General features: G+C 70.8%; 21 protein-coding genes. 9 read left to right on the forward strand and 12 right to left on the reverse strand.

Annotation, left to right across the window (positions count from 1 at the left end; genetic code table 11):
* Positions 1–7: 7 nt before the first annotated feature.
* The 3 genes from STRNI_RS14850 to STRNI_RS14860 all read right to left on the reverse strand — a co-directional run bounded on the left by STRNI_RS14850 (position 8) and on the right by STRNI_RS14860 (position 3,230).
* On the reverse strand, positions 8–838 hold the full coding sequence (locus tag STRNI_RS14850) for a carbohydrate ABC transporter permease (RefSeq protein WP_018089497.1): 831 nt from the start codon (positions 836–838) through the stop codon (positions 8–10).
* Positions 835–1,827 carry a carbohydrate ABC transporter permease gene (locus STRNI_RS14855; RefSeq protein ID WP_277411382.1) on the reverse strand — a complete coding sequence of 331 codons (993 nt, stop codon included), beginning with the start codon at positions 1,825–1,827 and terminating at the stop codon, positions 835–837. The genes STRNI_RS14850 and STRNI_RS14855 overlap by 4 nt, the downstream gene beginning before the upstream one ends.
* 134 nt (positions 1,828–1,961) lie before the next feature.
* Complete coding sequence (locus STRNI_RS14860) at positions 1,962–3,230, reverse strand: extracellular solute-binding protein (protein WP_277411383.1); 1,269 nt, start codon at positions 3,228–3,230, stop codon at positions 1,962–1,964.
* Positions 3,231–3,471: 241 nt separating this feature from the next.
* Here STRNI_RS14860 and STRNI_RS14865 point away from each other — a divergent pair, with 241 nt between their 5' ends.
* The 3 genes from STRNI_RS14865 to mctP all read left to right on the forward strand — a co-directional run bounded on the left by STRNI_RS14865 (position 3,472) and on the right by mctP (position 6,392).
* A complete protein-coding gene (locus STRNI_RS14865; protein ID WP_018089494.1) occupies positions 3,472–4,230 on the forward strand; it encodes a GntR family transcriptional regulator in 759 nt (252 codons plus the stop codon).
* Between the two features lie 210 nt (positions 4,231–4,440).
* On the forward strand, positions 4,441–4,701 hold the full coding sequence (locus tag STRNI_RS14870; RefSeq protein ID WP_093643123.1) for a DUF3311 domain-containing protein: 261 nt from the start codon (positions 4,441–4,443) through the stop codon (positions 4,699–4,701).
* A 59-nt stretch (positions 4,702–4,760) separates the two neighbouring features.
* The gene (gene mctP / locus STRNI_RS14875; protein ID WP_018089492.1) at positions 4,761–6,392 is read left to right on the forward strand and encodes a monocarboxylate uptake permease MctP; all 1,632 of its coding nucleotides are present in this window, start codon (positions 4,761–4,763) and stop codon (positions 6,390–6,392) included.
* A gap of 75 nt (positions 6,393–6,467) precedes the next feature.
* Here mctP and STRNI_RS14880 read toward each other — a convergent pair whose 3' ends face one another.
* Complete coding sequence (locus STRNI_RS14880) at positions 6,468–7,055, reverse strand: Uma2 family endonuclease (protein WP_277411384.1); 588 nt, start codon at positions 7,053–7,055, stop codon at positions 6,468–6,470.
* 440 nt (positions 7,056–7,495) lie between these two features.
* Between STRNI_RS14880 and STRNI_RS14885 the strand changes: the two genes are divergently transcribed.
* The 3 genes from STRNI_RS14885 (at position 7,496) to STRNI_RS14895 (ending at position 13,047) form a co-directional block, all read left to right on the forward strand.
* The gene (locus tag STRNI_RS14885) at positions 7,496–9,928 is read left to right on the forward strand and encodes a ribonucleoside-diphosphate reductase subunit alpha (RefSeq protein ID WP_018089490.1); all 2,433 of its coding nucleotides are present in this window, start codon (positions 7,496–7,498) and stop codon (positions 9,926–9,928) included.
* Positions 9,928–10,980: a ribonucleotide-diphosphate reductase subunit beta gene (locus STRNI_RS14890; RefSeq protein ID WP_109892491.1), complete on the forward strand. Its 1,053-nt coding sequence runs from the start codon at positions 9,928–9,930 to the stop codon at positions 10,978–10,980. Before STRNI_RS14885 ends, STRNI_RS14890 begins: the two co-directional genes overlap by 1 nt.
* 96 nt (positions 10,981–11,076) lie before the next feature.
* Positions 11,077–13,047, forward strand: a complete 1,971-nt coding sequence (locus tag STRNI_RS14895; RefSeq protein WP_159486256.1) for a transglycosylase domain-containing protein — start codon at positions 11,077–11,079, stop codon at positions 13,045–13,047.
* 41 nt (positions 13,048–13,088) lie between these two features.
* Here the strand turns inward: STRNI_RS14895 and def are convergent, their stop codons facing one another.
* From def to STRNI_RS14925, 6 genes are all read right to left on the reverse strand, one after another.
* Complete coding sequence (def, locus tag STRNI_RS14900; protein WP_018089487.1) at positions 13,089–13,733, reverse strand: peptide deformylase; 645 nt, start codon at positions 13,731–13,733, stop codon at positions 13,089–13,091.
* Positions 13,734–13,801: 68 nt separating this feature from the next.
* Positions 13,802–14,788, reverse strand: a complete 987-nt coding sequence (locus STRNI_RS14905; protein WP_018089486.1) for a tetratricopeptide repeat protein — start codon at positions 14,786–14,788, stop codon at positions 13,802–13,804.
* 420 nt (positions 14,789–15,208) lie between these two features.
* Positions 15,209–16,504, reverse strand: coding sequence for an HD-GYP domain-containing protein (locus tag STRNI_RS14910; protein ID WP_381280965.1), 1,296 nt, complete (start codon positions 16,502–16,504; stop codon positions 15,209–15,211).
* Between the two features lie 59 nt (positions 16,505–16,563).
* A complete protein-coding gene (locus STRNI_RS14915) occupies positions 16,564–17,997 on the reverse strand; it encodes an HD-GYP domain-containing protein (RefSeq protein WP_274738063.1) in 1,434 nt (477 codons plus the stop codon).
* Between the two features lie 184 nt (positions 17,998–18,181).
* Positions 18,182–18,595: a mycothiol system anti-sigma-R factor gene (rsrA, locus tag STRNI_RS14920; RefSeq protein ID WP_018089483.1), complete on the reverse strand. Its 414-nt coding sequence runs from the start codon at positions 18,593–18,595 to the stop codon at positions 18,182–18,184.
* Positions 18,592–19,287 carry a sigma-70 family RNA polymerase sigma factor gene (locus STRNI_RS14925; RefSeq protein ID WP_026169606.1) on the reverse strand — a complete coding sequence of 232 codons (696 nt, stop codon included), beginning with the start codon at positions 19,285–19,287 and terminating at the stop codon, positions 18,592–18,594. Before STRNI_RS14925 ends, rsrA begins: the two co-directional genes overlap by 4 nt.
* A gap of 388 nt (positions 19,288–19,675) precedes the next feature.
* Here STRNI_RS14925 and STRNI_RS14930 point away from each other — a divergent pair, with 388 nt between their 5' ends.
* On the forward strand, positions 19,676–20,263 hold the full coding sequence (locus tag STRNI_RS14930) for a helix-turn-helix domain-containing protein (RefSeq protein ID WP_018089481.1): 588 nt from the start codon (positions 19,676–19,678) through the stop codon (positions 20,261–20,263).
* Between the two features lie 54 nt (positions 20,264–20,317).
* On the opposite strand, the gene STRNI_RS14935 is transcribed toward STRNI_RS14930, so the two are convergent.
* Together STRNI_RS14935 and STRNI_RS14940 are read right to left on the reverse strand one after the other, a co-directional pair.
* Positions 20,318–20,965 (reverse strand): alpha/beta hydrolase family protein, encoded by a 648-nt coding sequence (locus STRNI_RS14935; protein WP_229837978.1) that lies wholly within the window; start codon positions 20,963–20,965, stop codon positions 20,318–20,320.
* A 59-nt stretch (positions 20,966–21,024) separates the two neighbouring features.
* Positions 21,025–21,858, reverse strand: coding sequence for an SOS response-associated peptidase (locus STRNI_RS14940; protein WP_026169605.1), 834 nt, complete (start codon positions 21,856–21,858; stop codon positions 21,025–21,027).
* 35 nt (positions 21,859–21,893) lie between these two features.
* Between STRNI_RS14940 and STRNI_RS14945 the strand changes: the two genes are divergently transcribed.
* Together STRNI_RS14945 and aroA are read left to right on the forward strand one after the other, a co-directional pair.
* The gene (locus STRNI_RS14945) at positions 21,894–22,607 is read left to right on the forward strand and encodes a M50 family metallopeptidase (RefSeq protein WP_018089478.1); all 714 of its coding nucleotides are present in this window, start codon (positions 21,894–21,896) and stop codon (positions 22,605–22,607) included.
* A gap of 165 nt (positions 22,608–22,772) precedes the next feature.
* A complete protein-coding gene (gene aroA / locus STRNI_RS14950) occupies positions 22,773–24,146 on the forward strand; it encodes a 3-phosphoshikimate 1-carboxyvinyltransferase (RefSeq protein WP_277411385.1) in 1,374 nt (457 codons plus the stop codon).
* The last annotated feature ends 3 nt before the right edge of the window (positions 24,147–24,149 follow it).

A 24,149-nucleotide genomic window follows, 5' to 3' on the forward strand; every position in this document is an offset into this window, starting at 1 on the left:
AGCTGCGTTATCCCTTCACGGCGCCGGAGGTGAGACCGCCGACCGCCTTGCGTTGCAGGAACAGGAAGAGCACCAGGATCGGGACCGCGAAGATCGAGGCGGCGGCCATGGTGGCACCCCAGTCGTCCCCGAACTGGGTCTGGAACTGCGAGAGCCACAACGGCAGGGTGCCCATGGCCGGTTCCTTGTTGAGGACCAGCACCAGCGGGAACTCGTTCCAGGCGGTGATGAACCCGAAGAGCGAGGTGGCCATCAGGCCGGGCGCCAGCAGCGGGAAGACGACCTTGAGGAACGCCTGGCGGCGGGAGCAGCCGTCGACCATCGCGGACTCCTCAAGCTCCTTGGGCACTGCGGCGACATAGCCGCGGAGCGTCAGCAGGGTGAAGGGCAGCACCATCAGCATGTAGAAGAAGGTGAGCGGCAGCAGGCTGTTGAGCAGGTCCGCGTCCCGGACGATCAGGTAGATCGAGATCACCATGACCTCCCAGGGAGCCATCTGGGCGACCATGAAGGTCAGCAGGATGCCCTTACGCCCCCCAAAGCGCATCCGGGTCAGGGCGAACGCCCCGCAGAGGGCGATCACCAGCGAGAGACCGACGGCGAACACGGTCACCAGCACCGAATTCCCCGCCAGGATCCAGAAGTCCGGGGCGTTCACGGCCGTCGCGAAGTGTTCGAGGGTGCCGTGGACGGGGAACCACACGGGGTCCTCGGTGATGATGTCCCGGGTCGGCTTGAAGGCCGTGCTGAACATCCAGTAGACGGGGAAGACGAAGCCGAGGGCGAGCACGGCCGCCGTCGCGTTGGGCCAGACACGGCCGGCGAGAGAGCGCTTCACAGCTCGTTCTCCTCTTGCTGTTCCTGCTTGACCGTCAGGCGCAGGTAGTACGCGGTCATGACCAGCAGCACCACGATCGTCAGCAGGGAGATCGCGGCCCCCATGCCGAAGTGGAGGTTGCCGACGCCCTCGGTGAAGGCGTAGATCGGCAGGGTTTCGGTGAGCCGGTCGGGGCCGCCCTCGTTGATGGCGAAGATCTGCGGGAACGCCTTGAAGACCCAGATGATCTCCAGAAACGTCGTCGCGAGGAAGAACGGCCGCAGGAAGGGGAAGGTGACGGAGGTGAAGACCTTCCAGGTGCCGGCGCCGTCCATCCGGGCCGCTTCGTAGAGCTCTTTGGGGATGGTCGTGGTGGCGGCGTAGAGGTTGAGGGCCACGAACGGCAGCGACTGCCAGACGATCAGAACGGTGATGACGAAGAACGTCGACAGCTGGCTGCCGACCCAGTCGTAGTGGGCCATGGAGTGCGCACCGAGCCTGTCCAGCAGCCAGTTGACGACGCCGTAGCGGGAGTCGAAGAGCCACTGGAAGACGGTGGTGGCGGCGATCACCGGCATCGCCCAGGTCAGCACCAGCGCGAGGGACAGCGTCAGCCGCATCTTCTTGCCGAGCCGGGCCAGCAGCAGACCGATCAGCACACCGAGGACCATGATCAGGACAACATTGACCGCGGTGAAGACGAGGGTGCGGAGGGTGACCCGCCAGAACTGCTCACTGCCCAGGATCTCCTGGTAGTTGCCGAACCCGCGCCAGTCGGTGAGGTGCTGGATCAGCTCCTTCATATTGAGGTTCTGGAAGGAGAGCAGGATGTTGCGGACCATGGGCCAGCCCAGGAGGACCGCGGTCGCGAGCAGGGCCGGCAGCAGCAGGAGGTAGGGGGCGCCGCGCGCGGCCCGCCGGCTGCCTCCGCCGCGCCGGGTGGGCGGTGCGCCGCCCTTGCCGGTCCGCGGCGCGGTCCGGTCCACCACGCCGTCGAGCTGCACTGCCATGGCCCCTGCTCCCCCTCGTATCCCGTCAGACCTCGGTGCCTCCGCGGTGCACACATGCCGGCCGGGGACGGCCGGCCGGCACACCGCCCGGTGGTGCGGCAGGCGGGTCCGCGCGCGGGCCCGCCGGGCGTCCGTTACTGCTTGGCGAGTCGCGCGTTGATCTCGGACTCGATGTCCTTGGCGGCATCGGCCGGGGACTTACCGCCCAACACGGCGGTCATATAGCTCTTGATCGGGTTCGGCAGGTTCTCCACCGCGGCCCACTGGGGAATCAGCGGGGTGGTGCCCCCGGACTTCTCCGCCGCGGGCGCGGCGGCCGCCACGGCCGGATTCTCCTTTCCGGCATCGGCCAGGTCAGGGGATTTCGGAGTCCAGCCGGATTCCTTCACCATCTGCCGGTCGTTCTGCTTCGACAGCGCGACCTTCAGGAATTCCTTGGCGAGTTCCTGATTCTTGCCCATTCCGGCGACGGCGAAATTGGAGCCACCGAGGAAGACGCCCTCCGGCTTGTCCGCGGTCTCCCCGGGGATGGTGAAGAAACCGATGTCCTTCTTCATCCCGGGGTTGGCCTTGAGGGCGGTGGCAGCCTCGTAGCCCATGGCGATGACGGCCCCGGTGCGGCCCTTGGCGAAGACCTCGCCCTGCTGCGGGGTGGCCTCGTCCTTGTTCTTGGGGGCGGTGCTGAAGGCCTGGTACTGCTTGTAGATGTCCATGGCCTTGGCGACCTTGGGGTCGCCGAGGTTGGAGACCCACTTGCCGTCCTGCCGCTTCACCAGGTCGGCACCGGTGCCGAGGGTCAGGCCGTCGAAGAAGTACCAGTTCTGGCCGGGCAGATACAGCGGCTCGGCGTCGGTCTTCTTCTTGATGGCGTCAAAGGCCTTGAAGAGCTCGTTGCGCGTCTTGGGGGTGCCCTTGAGGCCGGCCTCGGACCAGATCTTCTTGTTGTACATCACCACGCGGTTTCCGGCGAACCACGGCAGTGCGTACTGCTTTCCGTCGACGAGCGACGACTTGTTGAAGGCCTCGTTCCAGTCGGCGCCGATCTCCTTCTTCAGATCGCCGAGTTCGGCCAGGGCACCGGCCTGGGCATAGGCGGCGGTCTGGGTGTTGCCGATTTCGACGACGTCCGGCGGGGTCTCCTCGGAAAGGGCGGTGCTCAGCTTCTGCTGAATTCCGTTCCACTGCTGGACCTTGAACTCGACGGTGGCGCCGGTCTTCTTCTTGAACTGCGCGGAGACCTGCTCGGTCCACTGCGCCGGATTCGAACCGCTCATCACCCAGACGGTCAGCTTCTGGCCCTTGAAGCCGTCCGCGCCCGTCTTCTCGCCGCCGCCGGACCCACAGGCAGCGACACCCACCAGCATTCCCGCGACCGCCGTCGCCGCTATGAGCCCACGCTTCATTGCGCTCTCCCCCCAAGGCCGGGTGTGGTCTTTAATGGTTTAGACCAGTGCCCGCAGCTTGGCCTAGACCTTTTGGGGTGTCAAGGGTGTATAAGAGTCGCTGTCAGGTCCGTTACCGGACCGACATCTGGCGGGCCGGGACCTGCAAGGGAGCGCGGGAAACCCACCCGTGCCACGATGTGAGCCGCTACGTACGGAGGAGCCGGTGACGGCAGCACGACAGGAGTCGGAGAGGCGGGTCATGGACACGGACGGGGGCAGTAGTGCCGAGAGCGGCGGCACACGGACCGCACGGGTGCCCAAGTACTACCGCCTCAAGCGGCACTTGCTGGAAATCACCGAGACCCTGCCGCCCGGCACCCCGGTACCGCCCGAACGCACCCTCGCCGCGGAGTTCGACACCTCGCGCACGACGGTGCGTCAGGCCCTGCAGGAGCTGGTCGTCGAGGGCCGGCTGGAGCGCATCCAGGGCAAGGGCACCTTTGTCGCCAAGCCCAAGGTTTCCCAGGCCCTGCAACTGACCTCCTATACGGAGGACATGCGGGCCCAGGGCCTGGAGCCGGCCTCCCAGCTGCTGGACATCGGCTATGTCACGGCGGACGACCGGCTCGCCGGTCTGCTGGACATCGCCGCCGGCGGCCGGGTGCTGCGCATCGAACGGCTGCGGCTGGCCAGCGGCGAGCCGATGGCCATCGAAACCACCCATCTGTCGGCGAAGCGCTTCCCCGCCCTGCGCCGGAACCTCGTCAAATACACCTCCCTCTACACCGCGCTGGCCGAGGTGTACGACGTCCGTCTGGCGGAGGCCGAGGAGACCATCGAGACCTCCCTCGCCACCCCGCGCGAGGCCGGTCTGCTGGGCACGGATGTCGGACTGCCGATGCTGATGCTCTCCCGGCACTCGCTCGACGCACAGGGGCAGCCGGTGGAGTGGGTGCGCTCGGTCTACCGCGGCGACCGTTACAAGTTCGTCGCCCGGCTGCGCCGCCCCACGGACTGACCCGTTACCCGGGCCGGGCGGAGCGCCCGCCGCCCGGGCCGCCCCCTGCCCTGCCGCCGCCGGATCCGCCCCCGCGGGGACCGGCGGCGCAGGTCGCGGCTGTGTGGATTCTTGATACCGATATGCGGACAGCTAGTGACGCGTGCCACTGCCCTGCCATAGATTTCCAGCCGATTGCACAGGAGACAGCCAGGGGACGGAGCCACGGTCATGACACAGTCAGCCGCATCACCGGATCGCAGACAGGTCGTCACGCCCACGCGTGTGGTGGCCGGGATCTGCCTGATCGCTCCGTTCGTGGCGATGCTGTGGGTGAGCTCGTACGCCAGGATCGAGCCGACGTTCATCGGGATCCCGTTCTTCTACTGGTACCAGATGCTGTGGGTGCTGATCTCGACCGCGCTCACGACCCTCGCCTACAAGCTCGTGCAGCGTGAGCAGCGCGCCCGCAAGGGCGGTGCGGCCCAGTGACTGTCACCACGACCGCAACGAGCGCTCCGGGCGCTCTCGCCGCTTCCCAGACACAGGGCGTGAACGGCGTCGCACTGGCCGTCTTCGTCTTCTTCTTCCTGGCCGTGACGGTCATGGGCTTCCTGGCCGCCCGCTGGCGCAAGGCCGAGCAGTCCGCCAACCTCGACGAATGGGGCCTGGGCGGCCGCAGCTTCGGCACCTGGGTGACCTGGTTCCTGCTGGGCGGCGACCTCTACACCGCTTACACGTTCGTGGCCGTCCCGGCGGCGATCTACGCGGCGGGCGCGGCCGGCTTCTTCGCCGTGCCGTACACGATCCTGGTCTACCCGCTGATCTTCACCTTCCTCCCCCGCCTGTGGTCGGTCTCGCACAAGCACGGGTACGTCACCACCTCCGACTTCGTCCGCGGCCGCTTCGGCTCCAAGGGCCTGTCGCTGGCCGTGGCGCTCACCGGCATCCTGGCCACGATGCCGTACATCGCCCTCCAACTGGTCGGCATCCAGGCCGTCCTGGACGTGATGGGCATCGGCGGCGGTGAGCACACCAACTGGTTCGTCAAGGACCTGCCGCTGCTGATCGCGTTCGCGGTGCTGGCCGCCTACACCTACTCCTCCGGGCTGCGCGCCCCGGCACTGATCGCGTTCGTCAAGGACGGGCTGATCTACCTGGTCATCGCCGTGGCGATCATCTACATCCCGATCAAGCTGGGCGGCTTCGACGCGATCTTCGACTCGGCCGGCAAGGCGCTGGCCGAGCCCGGCCCCGTCCCCGGCAAGCCGCGCGGTGAGCTGACCAGCGGGCCCAACGCCCAGTGGGCGTATGCGACCCTGGCGCTCGGCTCGGCGCTGGCGCTCTTCATGTACCCGCACTCGATCACCGCGACGCTGTCCTCGCGCAGCCGCAATGTGATCCGCCGCAACACCACCATCCTGCCGCTGTACTCCCTCATGCTGGGCCTGCTGGCGCTGCTGGGCTTCATGGCGATCAAGGCCGGTACGGACATCCAGGGCAATCCGCAGCTGGCCATCCCGCAGCTGTTCGAGGACATGTTCCCGAGCTGGTTCTCCGGTGTGGCGTTCGCCGCGATCGGCATCGGCGCACTGGTGCCCGCGGCCATCATGTCGATCGCCGCGGCCAACCTCTTCACCCGCAACGTCTACAAGGACTTCCTCAAGCCGGCCGCCACTCCCGAACAGGAGCACAAGGTCGCCAAGCTGGTCTCGCTGCTGGTGAAGGTCGGCGCGCTGGCCTTCGTCCTCACCATGGACAAGACGGTCGCGATCAACTTCCAGCTGCTGGGCGGCATCTGGATCCTGCAGACCATGCCGTCCCTGGTCGGCGGGCTGTTCACCCGCTGGTTCCACCGCTGGGCGCTGCTGACCGGCTGGGCGGTCGGCATGCTCTACGGCACGCTCGCGGCCTACGGCGTCGCCAGCCCGACCCAGAAGCACTTCGGCGGCTCCAGCGCGGAGATCCCCGGCATCGGTGAGATCGGCTACATCGGTCTGACCGCCTTCGTGCTGAACGTGGTGGTGACGGTCGTTCTGACCTTCGCCCTGAAGGCCCTCAAGGCCCCCGACGGCATCGACGAGACCAGCCCCTCCGACTACACGGCGGACGCCGGCGACAAGGACGTCACCGTCGAACTGCCGCCCGCCACAGCGGGAGCGGGGGCGCCGGCCGGACACTGAACCACCGGCCGTCCGGCTTCCCGCCTCGGGCCGTCGCATCCTTCGGGACGCGGCGGCCCGTTGCTGTGCGCGGGTTCAGCTCACCCAGTCCTTCAGCCGCTCGGTCTCCAGGGTGATGCCGACGGGGTCGGGAAGGCGTATCCGTCTTCCGTACGACACGCTGTGCCTGACCGCGTAGCGACCGCCGTCGGGCTCACTGTGAACCAAAACCTGACGGGATTCCCGATCGACCAGCAGATAGAGCGGAATGCCGGTCTCCGCGTACACACGAGGCATCTCCACCCGATCGCGCTGATCGGTGTCCGCATCATGGGAGGTAACCGCGACGACCATGAGCGCCGGGTCAGGATCCGCCCATTCCCCTCGGCCCGCGAAGGCACCGCTGGGGGCCAGTTCGCCATCAGGGCGGGCGCGGCCGACGCGATGTGCCTGCACCTTGAGTCCCTGGTCCCGATACAGCCACAGCTCGGGGCGCGCCTGAACACAGCGGCGCGTCAGCCACTCCATGATGCGACCGTGGCTCCCGTCCGGTACAGCCTTGCTCCTGATCTTCCCGTCGGTGAACTCGAGCCGCGCGCCCTTCTCCAGGCGGGCAAGTATCTGGGCGACCTCTTCGAAATGCCCGGTCTCCATGATGTGCGGCCGGTCGACGAGTGCGGTCATGGAGCCTCCTTCTGCTTCTCCCGGCAAGGCCGAGACCGTGCAACCGACCATAGCCGAGGCCACTGACAGACACCGTGTGATCACTCACGACACACTAGATATGGGGGTGCACTTGAGGGGCCACCACCACATGTATGCTCGTCCTCGCTGTCGCCGCAGGGGAATCCGGTGGGAATCCGGAACTGTCCCGCAACGGTGTAGGAGCGCGCTCGGCCGGCCGATCCCGGCCCTGGGCGCGCGCCCGTGTAGTCCGAGGACCTGCCGACGGTACGCCCGCACCGCCATGGGTGCGGACGTCGATACGTCCGGGCCCCGAGGGTTGGGCCGGTGGACGCCGCGCGGTGTGCCCGCGCACCCCTGACGTCACGGGGTGCCGCATGCCCGCGTGCGCCCGTCGTGCCCGCCCCTCCCGGCCCCCGCCGACTGAGGGAGAGCACCACGTGACCATCGCGCCAACGGAGCCCGCGTCAGACGCCGAGGTCGTGCCGCCCGTGGTGGCCACGCCTCCCGGCTCCGCCGACGGCGGACCGGGCGAGGACGGGCCGGGTGTCGCGCTGCTGCGCACCCTGACCCAGCTGACCGAGGACCTGACCGCGACCGACCCCGGCAAGGTGGCCGCCGCCGCCCTGCGGGGCCGGCACGCCGGCTCCGACGAGGCCGAACTGCGGTCGCTGGCCACGGATGCCGCGGCCGGTCTGATCGGTGACGAGCCGCAGTACTCCAAGCTCGCGGCGCGGCTGCTCACCCTCGCCATCGCGGAGGAGGCGGCCGGACAGGGGGCGGTCGCCTTCTCCGCCTCCGTCGAGGCCGGCCACCGTGAGGGGCTGATCGCCGACGAGACCGCGGAGTTCGTACGGACCCACGCCGCCCGGCTGGACGCGCTGGTCGACCAGGCGCTCGCCGACGGTGCCGACGACCGCTTCGGGTACTTCGGGCTGCGGACCCTGCACTCGCGCTACCTGCTGCGGCACCCCACCACCCGTCAGGTCATCGAGACCCCCCAGCACTTCCTGCTGCGGGTGGCCTGCGGTCTCGCCGAGGACCACAGCGACCGCGCCCTGGACGACGTCGCCGAGCTCTACCGGCTCACCAGCTCGCTGTCCTACCTCCCCTCCTCCCCCACCCTCTTCAACTCCGGCACCCGCCACCCGCAGATGTCGTCCTGCTATCTGCTGGACTCGCCGCTGGACGAGCTGGACTCGATCTACGACCGCTACCACCAGGTCGCCCGGCTCTCCAAGCACGCGGGCGGCATCGGCCTCTCGTACTCCCGTATCCGCGCCCGCGGTTCGCTGATCCGCGGCACCAACGGGCACTCCAACGGCATCGTGCCGTTCCTGCGCACCCTGGACGCCTCGGTCGCGGCCGTGAACCAGGGCGGCCGGCGCAAGGGCGCCGCCTGTGTCTACCTGGAGACCTGGCACGCGGACATCGAGGAGTTCCTGGAGCTGCGCGACAACACGGGTGAGGAGGCGCGCCGTACGCACAACCTGAACATCGCGCACTGGATCCCGGACGAGTTCATGCGCCGGGTGGAGGCGGACGCCGACTGGTCGCTGTTCTCGCCCTCGGACGCCCCGGAGCTGGTGGACCTGTGGGGCGACGCGTTCGACGCCGCCTACCGGAAGCTGGAGGCCGAGGGCCGGGCGCTCAAGCAGATCCCGGCCCGGGTGCTGTACTCCCGGATGATGCGCACCCTGGCGCAGACCGGCAACGGCTGGATGACGTTCAAGGACGCCGCCAACCGCACCGCCAACCAGACCGCCGAGCCCGGCCAGGTCGTGCACTCGTCCAACCTGTGCACGGAGATCCTGGAGGTGACGAACGACGGGGAGACCGCGGTCTGCAACCTGGGTTCGGTCAACCTCTCGGCGCACCTGGGCGAGAACGGTGAGATGGACTGGGAGCGGCTGGACGCGACCGTCCGCACCGCCGTCACCTTCCTCGACCGCGTGGTGGACATCAACTTCTACCCGACCGAGCAGGCCGGGACCTCCAACTCCCGCTGGCGCCCGGTCGGCCTGGGCTTGATGGGCCTGCAGGACGTCTTCTTCCGGCTGCGGCTGCCCTTCGACTCGCCCGAGGCGCAGGAGCTGTCGACCCGTATCTCCGAGCGGATCATGCTCGCCGCCTACGAGGCGTCCGCCGATCTCGCCGAGCGGCACGGCCCGCACCCGGCGTGGTCCGCCACCCGCACCGCCCGCGGGGTGCTGCACCCGGACCACTACCCGAACGCCGAGCCCCGCTGGGCGGACCGCTGGGCGGCGCTGCGCAGCCGTATCGCCACGACCGGGATGCGCAACTCGCTGCTGCTGGCGATCGCGCCGACCGCGACCATCGCCTCGATCGCGGGCGTGTACGAGTGCATCGAGCCGCAGGTCTCCAACCTCTTCAAGCGCGAGACGCTGTCGGGCGAGTTCCTGCAGGTCAACGCGTACCTGATCGAGGAGCTCAAGGCGCTGGGGCTGTGGGACGCGCGGACGCGTGACGCGCTGCGCGAGGCCAACGGCTCGGTGCAGGACGTCGAGTGGATCCCGGAGGAGGTCCGGGCGCTGTACCGCACCGCGTGGGAGATCCCGCAGCGCGCGCTGATCGACATGGCCGCGGCCCGTACGCCCTACCTCGACCAGAGCCAGTCGCTGAACCTCTTCATGGCGTCGCCGACGATCGGCAAGCTCAGCTCGATGTACGCCTACGCCTGGAAGCGCGGCATCAAGACGACGTACTACCTGCGCTCCCGTCCGGCGACCCGGATCGCCCAGTCGGCGCGCGGCACCGCGGCCGCGGCCGCCCCCGTACCGCAGCAGGCCACCGACCCCGAGGCGGTCGCCTGCTCCCTGGAAAACCCCGAGTCCTGCGAGGCCTGCCAGTAATGACCACCGAGACCCCCAACGCCTCCGCCGCGCACACCGCCACCACCGGCACGAAGAACCTCCTCGACCCGGGCTTCGAGCTGACCCTGCGTCCGATGCGGTACCCGGACTTCTACGACCGCTACCGGGACGCCATCAAGAACACCTGGACCGTGGAGGAGGTCGACCTCCACTCCGACGTCGCCGACCTCGCCAAGCTCTCCCCGGGTGAGCAGCACATGATCGGCCGGCTGGTGGCGTTCTTCGCGACCGGCGACTCGATCGTCGCCAACAACCTCGTGCTGACGCTCTACAAGCACATCAACTCCCCCGAGGCGCGGCTGTACCTGAGCCGTCAGCTCTTCGAGGAGGCCGTGCACGTCCAGTTCTATCTGACGCTGCTGGACACCTACCTCCCCGACCCGGACGACCGCGCCGCGGCCTTCGCGGCGGTGGAGAGCATCCCGTCCATCCGCGAGAAGGCGGAGTTCTGCTTCAAGTGGATGGACTCGGTCGAGAGCATCGACCGGCTGGAGTCCAAGGCCGACCGGCGCCGCTTCCTGCTCAACCTGATCTGCTTCGCGGCCTGCATCGAGGGGCTGTTCTTCTACGGCGCCTTCGCGTACGTGTACTGGTTCCGCTCCCGCGGGCTGCTGCACGGGCTGGCCACCGGCACCAACTGGGTCTTCCGTGACGAGTCCATGCACATGGAGTTCGCGTTCTCGGTGGTGGACACCGTCCGCGAGGAGGAGCCCGACCTCTTCGACGACAAGCTGGAGCAGCAGGTCACCGAGATGCTCAAGGAGGCCGTCGAGGCGGAGCTGCAGTTCGGCCGCGATCTGTGCGGTGAGGGCCTGCCGGGCATGAACACCGCGTCGATGCGCGAGTACCTGCAGTGTGTCGCGGACCAGCGGCTGCAGCGGCTCGGTTTCGCGCCGGTCTACGGGTCGGAGAACCCGTTCTCCTTCATGGAGCTGCAGAACGTCCAGGAGCTGACCAACTTCTTCGAGCGCCGGGCCTCCGCCTACCAGGTCGCCGTCGAGGGTTCGGTCTCCTTCGACGACGACTTCTAGCAGCATCCGCGACGCCCCTTCGCCCTGGCGACACGCCGTTTGTGAGCGTTCTGTTACCTCGGCAACCGGAGCCAGGGCCGCCACCTCTAACGGGGCATGAAGGGAACGAAGGGGCATCGCCGGTTCCTCGACTATCCGCGGCAGGGGCGGGAGGGCCCACGCCGCTGGCTGCCGTCATGGCGCCAGTGGCTCGGAGTCCTCTCGCTCGGCATCCTGGGCCTGGCCGGGCTGTTCGCCGTTGTGTACGCGAAGATCGACGTGCCCGACGAGAACGACCTGGCGGGCCAGGAAGCCACTGTCTACCACTGGGCGGACGGCAGCGAGATGGTGAGCGTGGGTGCCGTCAACCGACAGAACGTCAGCCTCGACAAGGTGCCCGACTCCGTCGAGAACGCCGTCATCGCCGCGGAGAACGCCACGTTCTACACCGACTCCGGTGTCTCGTTCAAAGGCATCGGCCGCGCCGTGGTCGCCATGCTCACCGGCGGGGAGACCCAGGGCGGCTCCACCATCACCCAGCAGTATGTGAAGAACACCTATCTCTCGCAGGACCAGACGGTCACCCGCAAGCTGAGGGAATTCATCATCTCGCTGAAGGTGAGCAACCAGAAGTCCAAGCACGACATTCTGCGCGGATATCTCAACACCAGCTGGTTCGGCCGCGATTCCTACGGGATCGAGGCCGCTGCCCATGCGTATTACGGCATTGACGCCAGAGAACTGAACCCCAGCCAGGGCGCCGTACTGGCCGCCGTGCTGAAGGGGTCGGAGCAGTTCGACCCGGGGCTGAGCAAGGCCAATCACGCGCGGGCCGAGGCCCGCTGGGCGTGGATACTCGACCGGCAGGTCGCCACCGGGAAGATGAGCCAGAAAGAGCGGGCGAAGTACCGCACCTTCCCGGAACCCCGGAAGTTGTCGAAACCCACCAGCCAGGCCGGCCAGACCGGCTATCTCATCGATGTCGCCAACAAGTTCATCAAGGCCGACACCGGGCTGACCGCAAAGGACCTGGCGCGCGGCGGCTACCAGATTCACACCACCTTCGACAAAAAGCGCACACACCGCCTGGAAAAGGCGGTCAACGAAGTGCGCCGGGACAAGATCGATCCAAAGCACCGCGCGTCCGACACCTTTGTGGAGTTCGGCGCGGCCTCCGTGCGCCCCAAGGACGGGGCGCTCGTCGCGCTGTACGGCGGCGCGGACGCCACCAAGCACTTCAGCAACAACGCGGACACCACGGCGGTCCCGGCCGGCTCCGCCTTCAAGCCGTTCGTGCTGGCGGCCGCGCTCCAGGAGCAGGCCTACGACACCGACGAATCCGAGGACCTCGCGAAAGCGCGGGCGGACGGCCAGAAGACCGCCGCCGAGGAACTGGGCGGGGCCCTGCTGAAGGCCCAGAACCCGCCGTTCGTCCAGGCCGGGCAGCGAATCGGGCTGGAGCGGATCCGGGATCTCGCGGTGGCCGCGGGGCTGCGCAAGGGGAGCATGGCGCGCCTGGAGCAGACCTTCCCGCTGGGCACCTCCGCGCCCAGCGCGATCCGTATGGCGAGCGCCTACACGACCTTCGCCAACGGCGGGCTGCACACCGAGCCGTACGCGGTGTCCGAGATGACCTACAACGGCAAGAAGGTGCCGGGCCTCGGCCGCCCCGAGGCCGAGCAGGTCCTCGACGCCGGGGTCGCCCAGGAAGTGTCGTCCGCTCTGGAGATGGTGGGCTGGCGCACCCTGAGGCCGGCGGGCGGGGCGGCGGCTCAGCGGCCGGTGGCGGCCGGCAGCACCGAGCCGGGCGACCGGATGAAGTCGGCGTGGTTCATCGGCAGTCCGCCGGCCGGCGGCCCGGACATCGGGCCCGGCACCGGGACCGACGCGGAGAAGTGGCAGTGGGCCCGCCCCGGGCAGCTGCCCGGGGCCGGTGACGGCGACGAGCCGACCACCGCCGTCACCATGTTCCGCAACAAGGCGGGCGCCCCGGAGCTGCTGCCGATGGAGGGCGTCGGCGGTACCGGGAGCAAGCTGGGGACGACCATCCCGCCGAAGATCTGGCAGGCCTACCAGCAGGGGTCCTGACGCGGACGGGCGCCCGGCCGGCAGCCGGGCGCCCGCTCACCTCAGTCGTTGGCGACGACGGGGTAGCGGGGCTCCCGCTCGGCCATCTGCTTCAGCGCGTCCTTGCGGTCCCGCTTGCTGAGCCGGTCGATGTAGAGGTAGCCGTAGAGGTGATCGGTCTCGTGCTGCAGGCAGCGCGCGAAGTAACCGGTGCCCCGGACCGCGATCGGCTCGCCCTTGGCGTCCTGGCCGCGGACCACGGCGTAGTCGGGGCGGGCCAGCTCGGCGTAGGCGCCGGGCACCGACAGGCAGCCCTCGTTGGAGTCGTCCAGGATCCGGCGCTCGGCGGGCAGCTCGTCCAGGACGGGGTTGCAGATCGCCCCGACATGCCGGACGCCCTCGTCATCCAGGCAGTCGTAGACGAAGACCTTCAGGTCCACACCGATCTGGTTGGCGGCCAGGCCCACGCCCTCGGCGGTGCGCTGGCTGGCGAACATGTCGTCGATGAGCCGGCCGAGGTCGTCGTCGAACGCCGTGACGTCCTTGCACTCCTTGTGGAGCACCGGGTTGCCGACGACCGTGATCGGCCGCGAGGCGCCGCGCTCACGATGGGCGGTCTCCCGCTCCTCGGCGTCCGTGACGTCGTCGATGAACTCCTCGTCCACGCGCCGGTCACCGTCTTGATCAAACACAGGCTGCTGGGCCATCTCCGCCGTACGCCTTCCTGAAAACCCTGAATAGTCGCCCTACAGCCTACGGGGACGCGGCCGGGCCCTCAGCAGACCTCTTCAAGATCACGCCATTCCCGGGTGTCCGGGCTGTCCGCGACCCAGCCGTCCAGCAGGCCGCGCACCAGGGCGGACGGCGCCGCGATACCGCACTCGCGCTCCGGCACCCACAGCGAACCGGAGCCCGCGGTGCGGTGGCCGAGCGGTCCGGGGTGGCCGGGCTCACTGTGGTCGTGCGGGTCGAGATGCTCGCCCTCGCCCTCGTCGCTGGGCATCCGGCTCTCCGAGCACGTACGGCACAGCAGCCGCACGGAGGACGACCAGTCCTCGGCGGCGAAGCCCGCATCGGCCGCCAGCCGCTCCAGGGCGTCCCGGTCGGCCTCCGTGGCGGCCTCCAGGAGCACCACCCAGGTGGGGACCGGGGAGGGCGCCCACAGCTCGATCTCGTCGAAGACCGGGTACGAGGGGCCCGCTGCGGTGGTCCGCTCGCCGTGCGGAACGCCGTCGTGCAGCACCACCTCGCCCCAGCGCCGCCCGGAGGACGGCAGCGGGATGGACAGCACCTCGATACGGGCCGGGTCCAGCCGGCGGCCCCAGACGACCTCGGCCTCGCCCTCCGGGGAGAGCCGGACCGCGGCGCTGCCCAGGGCCATACCGAGCGGTTCGCCGGACGGTGAGCCCCCGCCGGGGACCTTGAGGCCGTACGCCTGCCAGGCACGGCGGGCCAGCGGCCAGTCCTGGAGAGCGGTGGCGGCGATGCCGACGTTCCACCAGTCGGGCGCCCCGGTCTCGCGGTCCAGCAGCGCGACCGCGCGCAGTCCGGCGGCCCGGGCCTGCTCCCAGTCGTGCCGGAACTTGTGCAGCAGGGCGAGGTTGAACCAGGACTCCGAGAGCCACGGCTCCATGTCCGCGGCGCGGGTCAGCAGCGCTCCCGCGTCCTCGTAACGGCCGTCGCCGATCAGCGTGAAAGCGCGGTCGGTCGCCTGCCGCCACGAGGCGGAGGGCCGGTGCCGTACCTTGCCGAAGATCCTCACGATTCCCGCCTGCTGGTTGCTCTTGATGCCGCTCCGGAGGTGTCCCGAGAGGCGCCCGGGGCCATCTGAGGGGCCCACTCGACAACCTGCCACAGATTGCCGCCGGGCTCAGCCCGGTTTGCCGGTCCCCTGCGGCTCCTTGCCCTTCGCCGACCCCCTGAATCCCCTGAGAGGGGCTCCCTTCGCATCCAACCATGCCCATCTCGGAGGCCGCTCATTACCCATGGGTTCCACGACCTCCGGGGCCTTGCGGAGGCTCCACCGCGGGGCTGTGACGGCTGGGGCGGGTGGGGTGTCTCCAGGGGCCGCCGCGCGTCGGCCATCGCCTGTTTCCGGCATTGTCGGGACATAGGCACCCGGGAGAGCGTTCCGCACGGGGAGAGCGGGCACGGCCGCCGCGCGCCCCCTCGGCCCGACGTCTCACACCGCCCGGCCGCCGCAGGCCAGGACCCTGGCCAGCGCCTCGACGACCCGGGGCTCGTGGTCCCGGGCGGTGGACAGCCGCAGCTGCTCCAGGGCGCGCAGCGGGCCGCCCGGTCCCGCGGACTCCCCCGACAGGTCGTCGTAGGCGTTGACGGTGCGGACGATACGTGCCGTGACCGGCTGCTCGCGGTACGGATCGGCCTGCCGCTCGACGATCACCGCGACCTCCGCGGGGACGCCGGTCTGCCGGACCACGGCGCCGCCCAGCAGCGCGATCCGGCGCTGTTCGGCCGGCGGCAGCGGCGCGGTCGCCCCATACGGCACCGGGTCCAGCAGCGAGAGCTGGCCGATGTCATGCATCAGCGCGGCATGTTCGAGCACATCCAGATCCGGTGCGTTCAGGCCGAGTTCACGGCCCACGGCGCGGCTGAGGGCTGCCACCCGGCGGGCATGGCCGTGCGGGGTGTAGCCGGCGATCTCGGTGGAGCGGGCCAGCGAGGCGATGGTCTGGCGGTAGGTGGCGCGGACGGCCGCGAACCGCCGGAAGGCGAACTGGGTCAGCAGCAGCGGCAGACAGAACACCGGCAGCGCCCACAGACCGGCGACCGCGGTGGCCAGCGAGATGACCACGCCGGTGGCGCAGATCGCCGAGCCGATACCGGGCAGCGCCCGCAACTCGTCGCGCAGCAGCGGCCCGTACGGCCAGCCGGTGCGGGCCCGGGCGAGCGCGGCCACCAGGACCGCGTCGCACAGCGCGGTCAGCGCCAGCAGACCGATCAGGAAGAACGGGTAGACGGGCCCGGAGGCCACCCAGGAGCCCAACGTCCCGGTGTTGTAGAGGGGCTGGAAACAGGTGGCGGCGAAGCCGGTGGTCAGCACCCGGCGGGCCAGAGGGTCGAGCACCGGTCCCTGGCCGCGGGCGAGCTGCGGGACGGTGCCGACCAGGCCGGCGGCCAGGACCACGGCCACGGTCTGGGTCACGCCATGGGTCGTCGGCCGTCCGCCGGCCTCCCCGAGCAGGGCGTAGGCGAGGGCGCCGGCCGCGGCGAGCGGTGCGCCTTCGCGCGCCCCCGGCACCCCTGCGCACCCGCCCGCCGGGGCGGGCCCCCGGCCCACCAGCTCGCCCACCGTGATCAGCACCCCGAAGGCCAGCGCGATCCCGGGTTCGGCCAGGCCGTCCCACAGCGTCCGGCCCAGCGACCAGCACGCCAGCGCGGCGGCCGGGGCGTAGACGGCGGCGACGACGGCGCTGCCGGAGGCGCACGGCGCCGCGGTGCGCGGGGCTCCGGCCACGCGGGGCTCCTCCCGGCGCCCGGGCGGCCGGACGCGCCGGGGCTCCTCCGGGGCGCCGCTCACCGCGCACCGTCCCGCCCGGCCCGTTCGGGCAGCGGTACGGGTGCCACCGGGGCGGGCGCCCCGCCCCCGGCGTCCCGCGGCGTGACGTTTCCCCGCCCGGACCGCCCCGTGCCGGGCTCCGGGTCCGCCGCCGTCACCAGCTCCGGATGCCAGCCGTAGCGGTCGAGCGAGGCCACCAGCGCGCGGACCATCCGCGGGTCGAACTGCGCACCGGCGCACTTGCGCAGCTCCGCGACGGCCACCGGCACCGGCCGGGCCCGGCGGTAGGAACGGGTCGAGGTCATCGCGTCGAAGGCGTCGGCGACCGCCACCACCCGGGCGAATTCCGGGATGTGATGCCCCCTCAGCCCGTAGGGGTAGCCGCGGCCGTCCAGTCGCTCGTGGTGGTGCAGGATCGCCGCCCGCGCCTCCTCCAGGAAGCCGATGCCGCGCACGATCTCGTGTCCGTACTCGGGGTGCAGCTCGATGACCCGGCGCTCCTGCGGCGTCAGCGGCCCGTCCTTGCGCAACAGCCGGGTGGGGACGCCGAGTTTGCCGACGTCGTGCAGGATGCCGGCGAACCGCAGCGCCTCGATACGGTCCTCCGCCATGCCCAGCTCCCGGGCGATCATCACCGAGGCGCGTCCGACCCGCTCGCTGTGCCCGCGGGTGTAGCGGTCCTTGATGTCCACGGCCTGGACCAGGGCGCGGATGGTGGCCTGATGGGCGGCACGCTCCCGGTGGTACCGGTCGAAGACCCAGCAGGAGAGGTACATCGGCAGCAGCACCAGCAGCGCCGCCGGCGGCCCGTACGAGCTGCACCACAGCACCGCCATCATCAGCCCGGCCAGGCCGTGCACCAGATGCGGCCCCAGTGAGCGGCTCAGCAGCCCGCGCCAGGCGGTGCGTACGGGGTGCCGCTCGGCGGTGGCCAGCACCCCGCCGTCGAGCGCCGCGAGCACCGCGCAGAAGGTGGCCGCGGCCGCCGCGGCCGGCAGCAGCACCACCGGGAACTGCGGTGCGGACAGCGGGTGGTGGCCGAGGGCCCGGAAGACCTGGGCCGCCGCACAGCAGGCCAGTGCCAGCTCGGCGGCGTGCCAGAGCCGGCGGGCGGCGGCGGAGCGCGGCTCGGCCGGTGCGATCACCGCGCCGGGGACGGCGGCCAGCGCGGCCAGCGGCGGCGGCAGCAGGAAGACCCCGGCGAGCAGGACGGGGCTGGCCCATCCGGCGGGGAATCCCCCGGAAGCCCCGGAGACCGTGCCGTAGGGGACCCGGCTGCCCGGCAGCGGGCAGCGGCGCAGGAGTTCGCACAGTCCGTACAGGGTGGCCAGGGCGAGGGCGCTGTTCCAGGGGGCGTCGGCGCCGAGCCCCACCGCGGGGGCGGTACACAGCGCCGCGGCCAGCGCGGCACAGCCGATATACCCTCGTGCGGCCGCCGGAAGTCCTCGCATCGCGCCCTCCTCGCCCTGCCCACCGCTCCCCCGGGCTCGTACGGAGCCGGGGACCCCCGTCGCACTGCATCCGCAGTGCGCTCGGGTCGGTGAGAATAGAGGGGCTGGGGCGCCGGGGAAGGCGGATCAGCGGATCGGGCGGGACGATGGCCCCGCCCCTCACCCCTTGGGGTGATGTGCCGCGTTATTCGGCCCGCGCGGCCTCGGTACGTGCATCGGTGGAGCCGGTCGCGTCGGCCGGACCGGTCCCCTCCTCCGCCGCGGACGCCTCGGCGTCCGCCTGCTCGCGCTGTGCCTGTTCCTTCTTGGCCTGTTCGAGCACGCTCACCTCGGGGACGGTCTCCCCGGCCCGGATGAGCTCGATCCGGCCCATGACCTTGGAGCGCAGATCGCTGGGGACGTCGTCATGGCCGCAGCAGCGCTTGACGAGCTTCTTGACGGCCTGCTCCAGGCCGTACTTCTCCAGGCACGGCGAGCATTCGTCGAGATGCACCTGGAAATCTGCGCACTCCCCGGCGGGCATCTCCCGGTCGAGATACTCGTAGAGGTGGTCAAGGACCTCTGAGCAGTCCTTCTCGTGCGGCTCTCCGCAGCTCATGATCCCGAGCCTTTCCGGTCGTGCGCGTCCGACGTCTGCGTGGCCTGGGGGTCACCGGCCGCCGCCCCCGCAGGGACCAGCCCGCGCTCACGGGCGTAATCCTCCAGCATGCCGCGCAGTTGGCGCCGGCCGCGGTGCAGACGGGACATCACCGTGCCGATGGGTGTCCCCATGATGTCCGCGATCTCCTTGTACGCAAAGCCCTCCACGTCCGCCAGGTAGACCGCGATACGGAATTCCTCGGGGATCGCCTGGAGCGCGGCCTTCACGTCCGAGTCGGGGAGGTGGTCGAGCGCCTGCGACTCGGCGGAGCGCAGCCCGGTCGACATATGTGACTCGGCGCGCGCCAGCTGCCAGTCCTCGATCTCCTCGGCGGCACTGCGCTGGGGCTCACGCTGCTTCTTGCGGTAGGAGTTGATGAAGGTGTTCGTGAGAATGCGGTAGAGCCAGGCCTTGAGGTTGGTGCCCTCCCGGAACTGGTGGAAGGACGCATACGCCTTGGCGTACATCTCCTGCACCAGGTCCTCCGCGTCGGCCGGATTGCGCGTCATGCGCAGCGCGGCGGAGTACATCTGGTCCAGGAAGGTGAGCGCATCCCGCTCGAAGCGCGCATTGCGCTCGACGGCGCTCTCCTGGGGCTTCTCCTCAGCCGTGCCGTCGGTCCCTGCGTCGGTACCGGTGACCGGACCCACCTCCTCCAACACCGTCCTGGATCCGGATGCGGACCCACCCGATTCGGAGAATAGACGACGATCCGGTGCCGCCGCCGCTCCAGCCAGGGCGGGCTGCGTCACCTGCATCTGCGACCACGGCAGGTCGGCGGCCGGGCGGGCCGGGCAAGCGATTCCCATGCGGCGGACTCCCATTCCTCGTGCTTCACCGGACGTACTCGAGTACTACGACTGGCACAACAGCCGCATCCGCCGCGGCATTCCCGGTCCGCTGTCAATGCTTCGGACGGGATTCACGACCGGACTTCGCGGCGGATTCCCGGGCGGACGGCGCGCAAGGCGTCCCGGCATTCACCTGGGGACCGTCCGACGGGTTGACAAAGCCGCTTGCCGCTTCGGCAATAGAAGGGTGAACGACAACGCATACGAGCGGGTACTCACCGAGGTCGGCCCGCGGCTGCGGCGGCTGCGCCAGGAGCGCGGGGTGACGCTGACCGCGCTCTCCGAGTCGACCGGCATCTCGGTCAGCACCCTGTCGCGCCTGGAGTCCGGCGGCCGCAAGGCCACCCTGGAACTGCTGCTGCCGCTGGCGCAGGCCCATCAAGTGCCGCTGGACGAGCTCGTGGGGGCGCCGGAGGTCGGGGACCCGCGGGTGCGGGCGGCGCCCATGCGGCTGGGGGACCGGACAGCGGTCCCGCTGACCCGCCAGCCGGGCGCGCTGCAGGCGTTCAAGCTGATCCTGGACCCGGTCGGCGGCCCGCGCGAGCAGCGCACGCACGAGGGCTACGAGTGGCTGTACGTGCTCTCCGGGCGGCTGCGGCTGCTGCTCGCCGACCGTGATGTGGAGCTGCGGGCCGGGGAGGCGGCGGAGTTCGACACCCGGCTGCCGCACTGGTTCGGCCCGGCGGGCGACGAGCCGGTGGAGCTGCTGAGCCTCTTCGGCCGACAGGGCGAGCGGATGCATGTCCGGGCCCGCCCGCGCGGACAGGGCGACTAGGCCGGCCGCCGGGCCCGCCTAGCGGCCCGCCCCGGCACGCCCCACCCCGCCCCGTCAGCCGAACATCCCGTCCAGCCAGACCGCCACCGCGTCCGTGATCACGGCCATCGACTCCGCCTCGCCGACGCCCGCCTTCTTCGGCACCGCGAAGCCGTGGTCACCGTGTGCCACCTCGGTGATCTCCGTCCCCGGCGGGAACTCCTCCGGGCGCCCGAACGGGTCCCGGCCGCCCTGGACGACCAGCGTCGGCACCCCGGCGCCGGTCAGCTCGTCCGCCCGGGACTTCTCCGGCCGCCCCGGAGGGTGCAGCGGGAAGCTGAGCGCCAGTACGGCCTGGGCCCCCAGCTCACGCGCGGTACGGCAGGCCACCCGGGCCCCGGCGCTCCGGCCGCCGGCGACCACCGGCAGCCCCGGCTTCTCCAGCGCGGGCCACAGCGCGGTCCAGCCGGTGTCCAGGGTCTTCGGCGCGGGCGCCAGCTTCTTGCCCGCCACCCGCCACGGCTGCTCGACCAGCGCCACGGGGTAGCCGCGGGCCGGCAGCGCGGCCGCCAGGGCCCGCAGATCACGTGCCTCGATGCCGCCGCCGGCGCCATGGCTCAGCGCCACCACGGCCCGCGCCGGCTTCGCCGCGCGGTACCAGGTGATCCGGGCGTCGCCCGCCGGTGTCGCGACCGTCTCGGTCTCCATCGCCCCAGTGCTCATACGCCCATCCTGCAACGCGCCGCGGCGGGAAGGGCACCGCAGCGGCCCGGCACGGCGGTTCAGAACAGCGTGCCCACCTCGGGTCCGTCGAGCTCGGTGACCAGCTCGGGCCCGTTGTTGCGGACATTGCTGACCTCGGTCGGGACCGGGTGGGCACGCATCAGTCCGGCCGGCGGCGGCGCCAGCAGCGCGCGCACCTCGTCCGGGTCGGTACGGGCCGGGTCGAGCCAGGCGTCCCAGCGGTCCGGGGTCAGCACCAGCGGCATCCGGGGGTGGATATCGGCCAGCGACTGCGGCCCGTCGCCGCCGTCCGCCCCTGCCAGCGGTGTGGTCTCGGCCTCGGTGGTGACGACGGTGCAGGTCACCCACCAGGCCAGCGGGTGATCGCCGGGCAGTGTCCGGTCCCGCCAGAACTCGTACAGCCCGGCCATCGCCATCACGGAGCCGTCCGCGGGCGTCACGAAATACGGCTGCTTACGGGGCCGCTTCTTCCTGCCCTGCTCCTCCAGCTGCCGCTCCGCGGCGTCGGTGACCCACTCGAAATACCCGTCTCCGGGCAGCAGGCACCGACGGGTGGCGAAGGCCTGCCGGAAGGACGGCTTCTCGTGCACCGTCTCGGACCGCGCATTGATCATCTTCGCGGCGGCCTCAGGTGATTTCGACCACGAGGGGACCAGGCCCCACTTCAGCGCCCGCAGCTGGCGCACCGGGCTGCCCGGCGGGAAGTCAGCGGCCGCCGCGCCCTTGAGGGGGCGTTCGAGCACCACGTGCACCGGGTCCGTCGGGGCCACGTTCCAACTGGGCGCCAGGGTCTCCTCCGGCTCCCACTGCTGAACGCCGAAGTCCCCCACCAGGTCCTCGGGGCGTCGACTCGCTGCATACCTACCGCACATGCATGCCACACTGCCATGCCACACGAAGGGGAGACATGGACACCGACCACCTCACGGACATATGGAGCCGCGTGTTCGGGACCCAGCCCGATCCCTCGCTCTGGCTGGTGATCGCCACGGCGGTGCTCGCGCTGGGCGCCGTCGTCCCGCACACCGCCTGGCGGCTTGCGCGCAACGCCGTCACCATCGCGCACGAGGGCGGGCACGGGCTGATCGCGCTGGTCACCGGCCGCCGCCTGGACGGCATCCGGCTGCACTCCGACACCTCGGGTCTGACCGTCTCGCGGGGCAAGCCGACCGGTCTGGGCATGGTGCTGACCGCCGCGGCCGGCTACATCGCGCCGTCCCTGCTCGGCCTGGCGGGCGCCGCGCTCCTCGCCGCCGGGCACATCACGGCGCTGCTGTGGGGCGCCACCGCGCTGCTCCTGGCGATGCTGATCATGATCCGTAACGCCTACGGCGTGCTCACGGTCGTGCTGACCGGCGCCGCGTTCGTGCTGGTCTCCTGGCTGACGACGCCGGAGGTGCAGGCGGCGTTCGCGTATGCGGCGGTGTGGTTCCTGCTGCTGGGCGGGGTGCGGCCGCCGTTCGAGCTCCAGGGGAAGCGGCGGCGCGGAGGGGCCGTGGACTCCGATCCTGACCAGCTGGCGCGGCTGACGAATGTCCCGGCCTTCGTCTGGCTCGGCCTCTTCCACGTGGTGACGCTGTGCTCCCTGATAGGCGGCGGGCGCTGGCTGCTCGGTGTCTGACGTCAACCGCCCCGCGCCGACGGCCGGTTCCCGCGCCACCACGGCCGGTGCTTCCGCCGCGGACACGGTTCCGGCACGTGAGCGCCTTACCAGTGCCATGTTTCACAGGGGTTGCGCCGCTTTTGATCAAGATCGGCACCCTTGCCCAGCCATTAAAGTAAGGGCATGACCGAGAGCCCCACTCACCCCGCCCTGTGGCCCGCCCCCCTCGCCCCGGGGGCCGTCGATGCCACCGTCACCGTGCCCGGCTCCAAATCGGTCACCAACCGCGGCCTGGTCCTGGCCGCCCTCTCCGCCGAGCCCGGCTGGCTGCGCCGGCCGCTGCGCTCCCGTGACACGCTCCTGATGGCCGAGGCGCTGCGCACCCTGGGCGTCGGCATCGAGGAGACCGCCTCCTCCAGCTCGGCCGGTTCCACGGACACCGCCGGGCTGCCCGGCGGCGGGGAGGCCTGGCGGGTGATCCCGGCAGGGCTGCACGGCCCGGCCACCATCGACGTCGGCAACGCAGGAACGGTCATGCGCTTCCTGCCGCCGGTCGCCGCGCTCGCCGACGGCCCGATCCGCTTCGACGGCGACCCGCGCTCCTACGAGCGTCCGCTCGGCGGCGTGATCGACGCGCTGCGCGCCCTGGGTGCCCGGATCGACGACGACAACCGCGGCGCGCTGCCCATGACGGTCTTCGGCAGCGGCGGCCTGGACGGCGGCCGGGTCGAGATCGACGCGTCCTCCTCCTCCCAGTTCGTCAGCGCGCTGCTGCTGTCCGCGCCGCGCTTCAACCAGGGCGTCGAGGTCCGGCACGTGGGCGCGGCGCTGCCCTCCATGCCGCACATCCGGATGACCGTCGACATGCTGCGCAGCGTCGGCGCGCAGGTGGACACCCCCGAGGCGGGCGGCGAGCCCAACGTCTGGCGGGTCACCCCGGGCGCCCTGCTCGGCCGCGATCTGGTCGTCGAGCCGGACCTGTCGAACGCCCAGCCGTTCCTGGCCGCGGCGCTGGTCACCGGCGGCCGGGTCACCATCCCGGACTGGCCCGAGCACACCACCCAGCCCGGTGACGCACTGCGCGAGGTCTTCACCACCATGGGCGGCTCCTGCGAGCTGACCGACCGGGGGCTGACCTTCACCGGCAGCGGCCGGATCCACGGCATCGACGTCGACCTGAGCGAGGTCGGCGAGCTGACCCCCGGCATCGCCGCGGTCGCCGCGCTGGCCGACTCCCCCTCCACGCTGCGCGGGGTGGCGCACCTCCGGCTGCACGAGACCGACCGGCTGGCCGCGCTCACCAAGGAGCTCAACGAGCTCGGCGGCGATGTCACCGAGACCGCGGACGGTCTGCACATCCGGCCGCGCCCGCTGCACGGCGGGGTCTTCCACACCTACGAGGACCACCGGCTGGCCACCGCCGCGGCGATCATCGGCCTGGCCGTCGACGGTGTGCGGGTGGAGAACGTGGCCACCACCGCCAAGACGCTGCCCGACTTCCCCGCGATGTGGACGGACATGCTCGACCCGGCGGCCGTACCCGCCCGGAGAGGCTGAGGG

The organism is Streptomyces nigrescens, from assembly GCF_027626975.1.
Taxonomy (GTDB): Bacteria; Actinomycetota; Actinomycetes; order Streptomycetales; family Streptomycetaceae; genus Streptomyces; species Streptomyces nigrescens.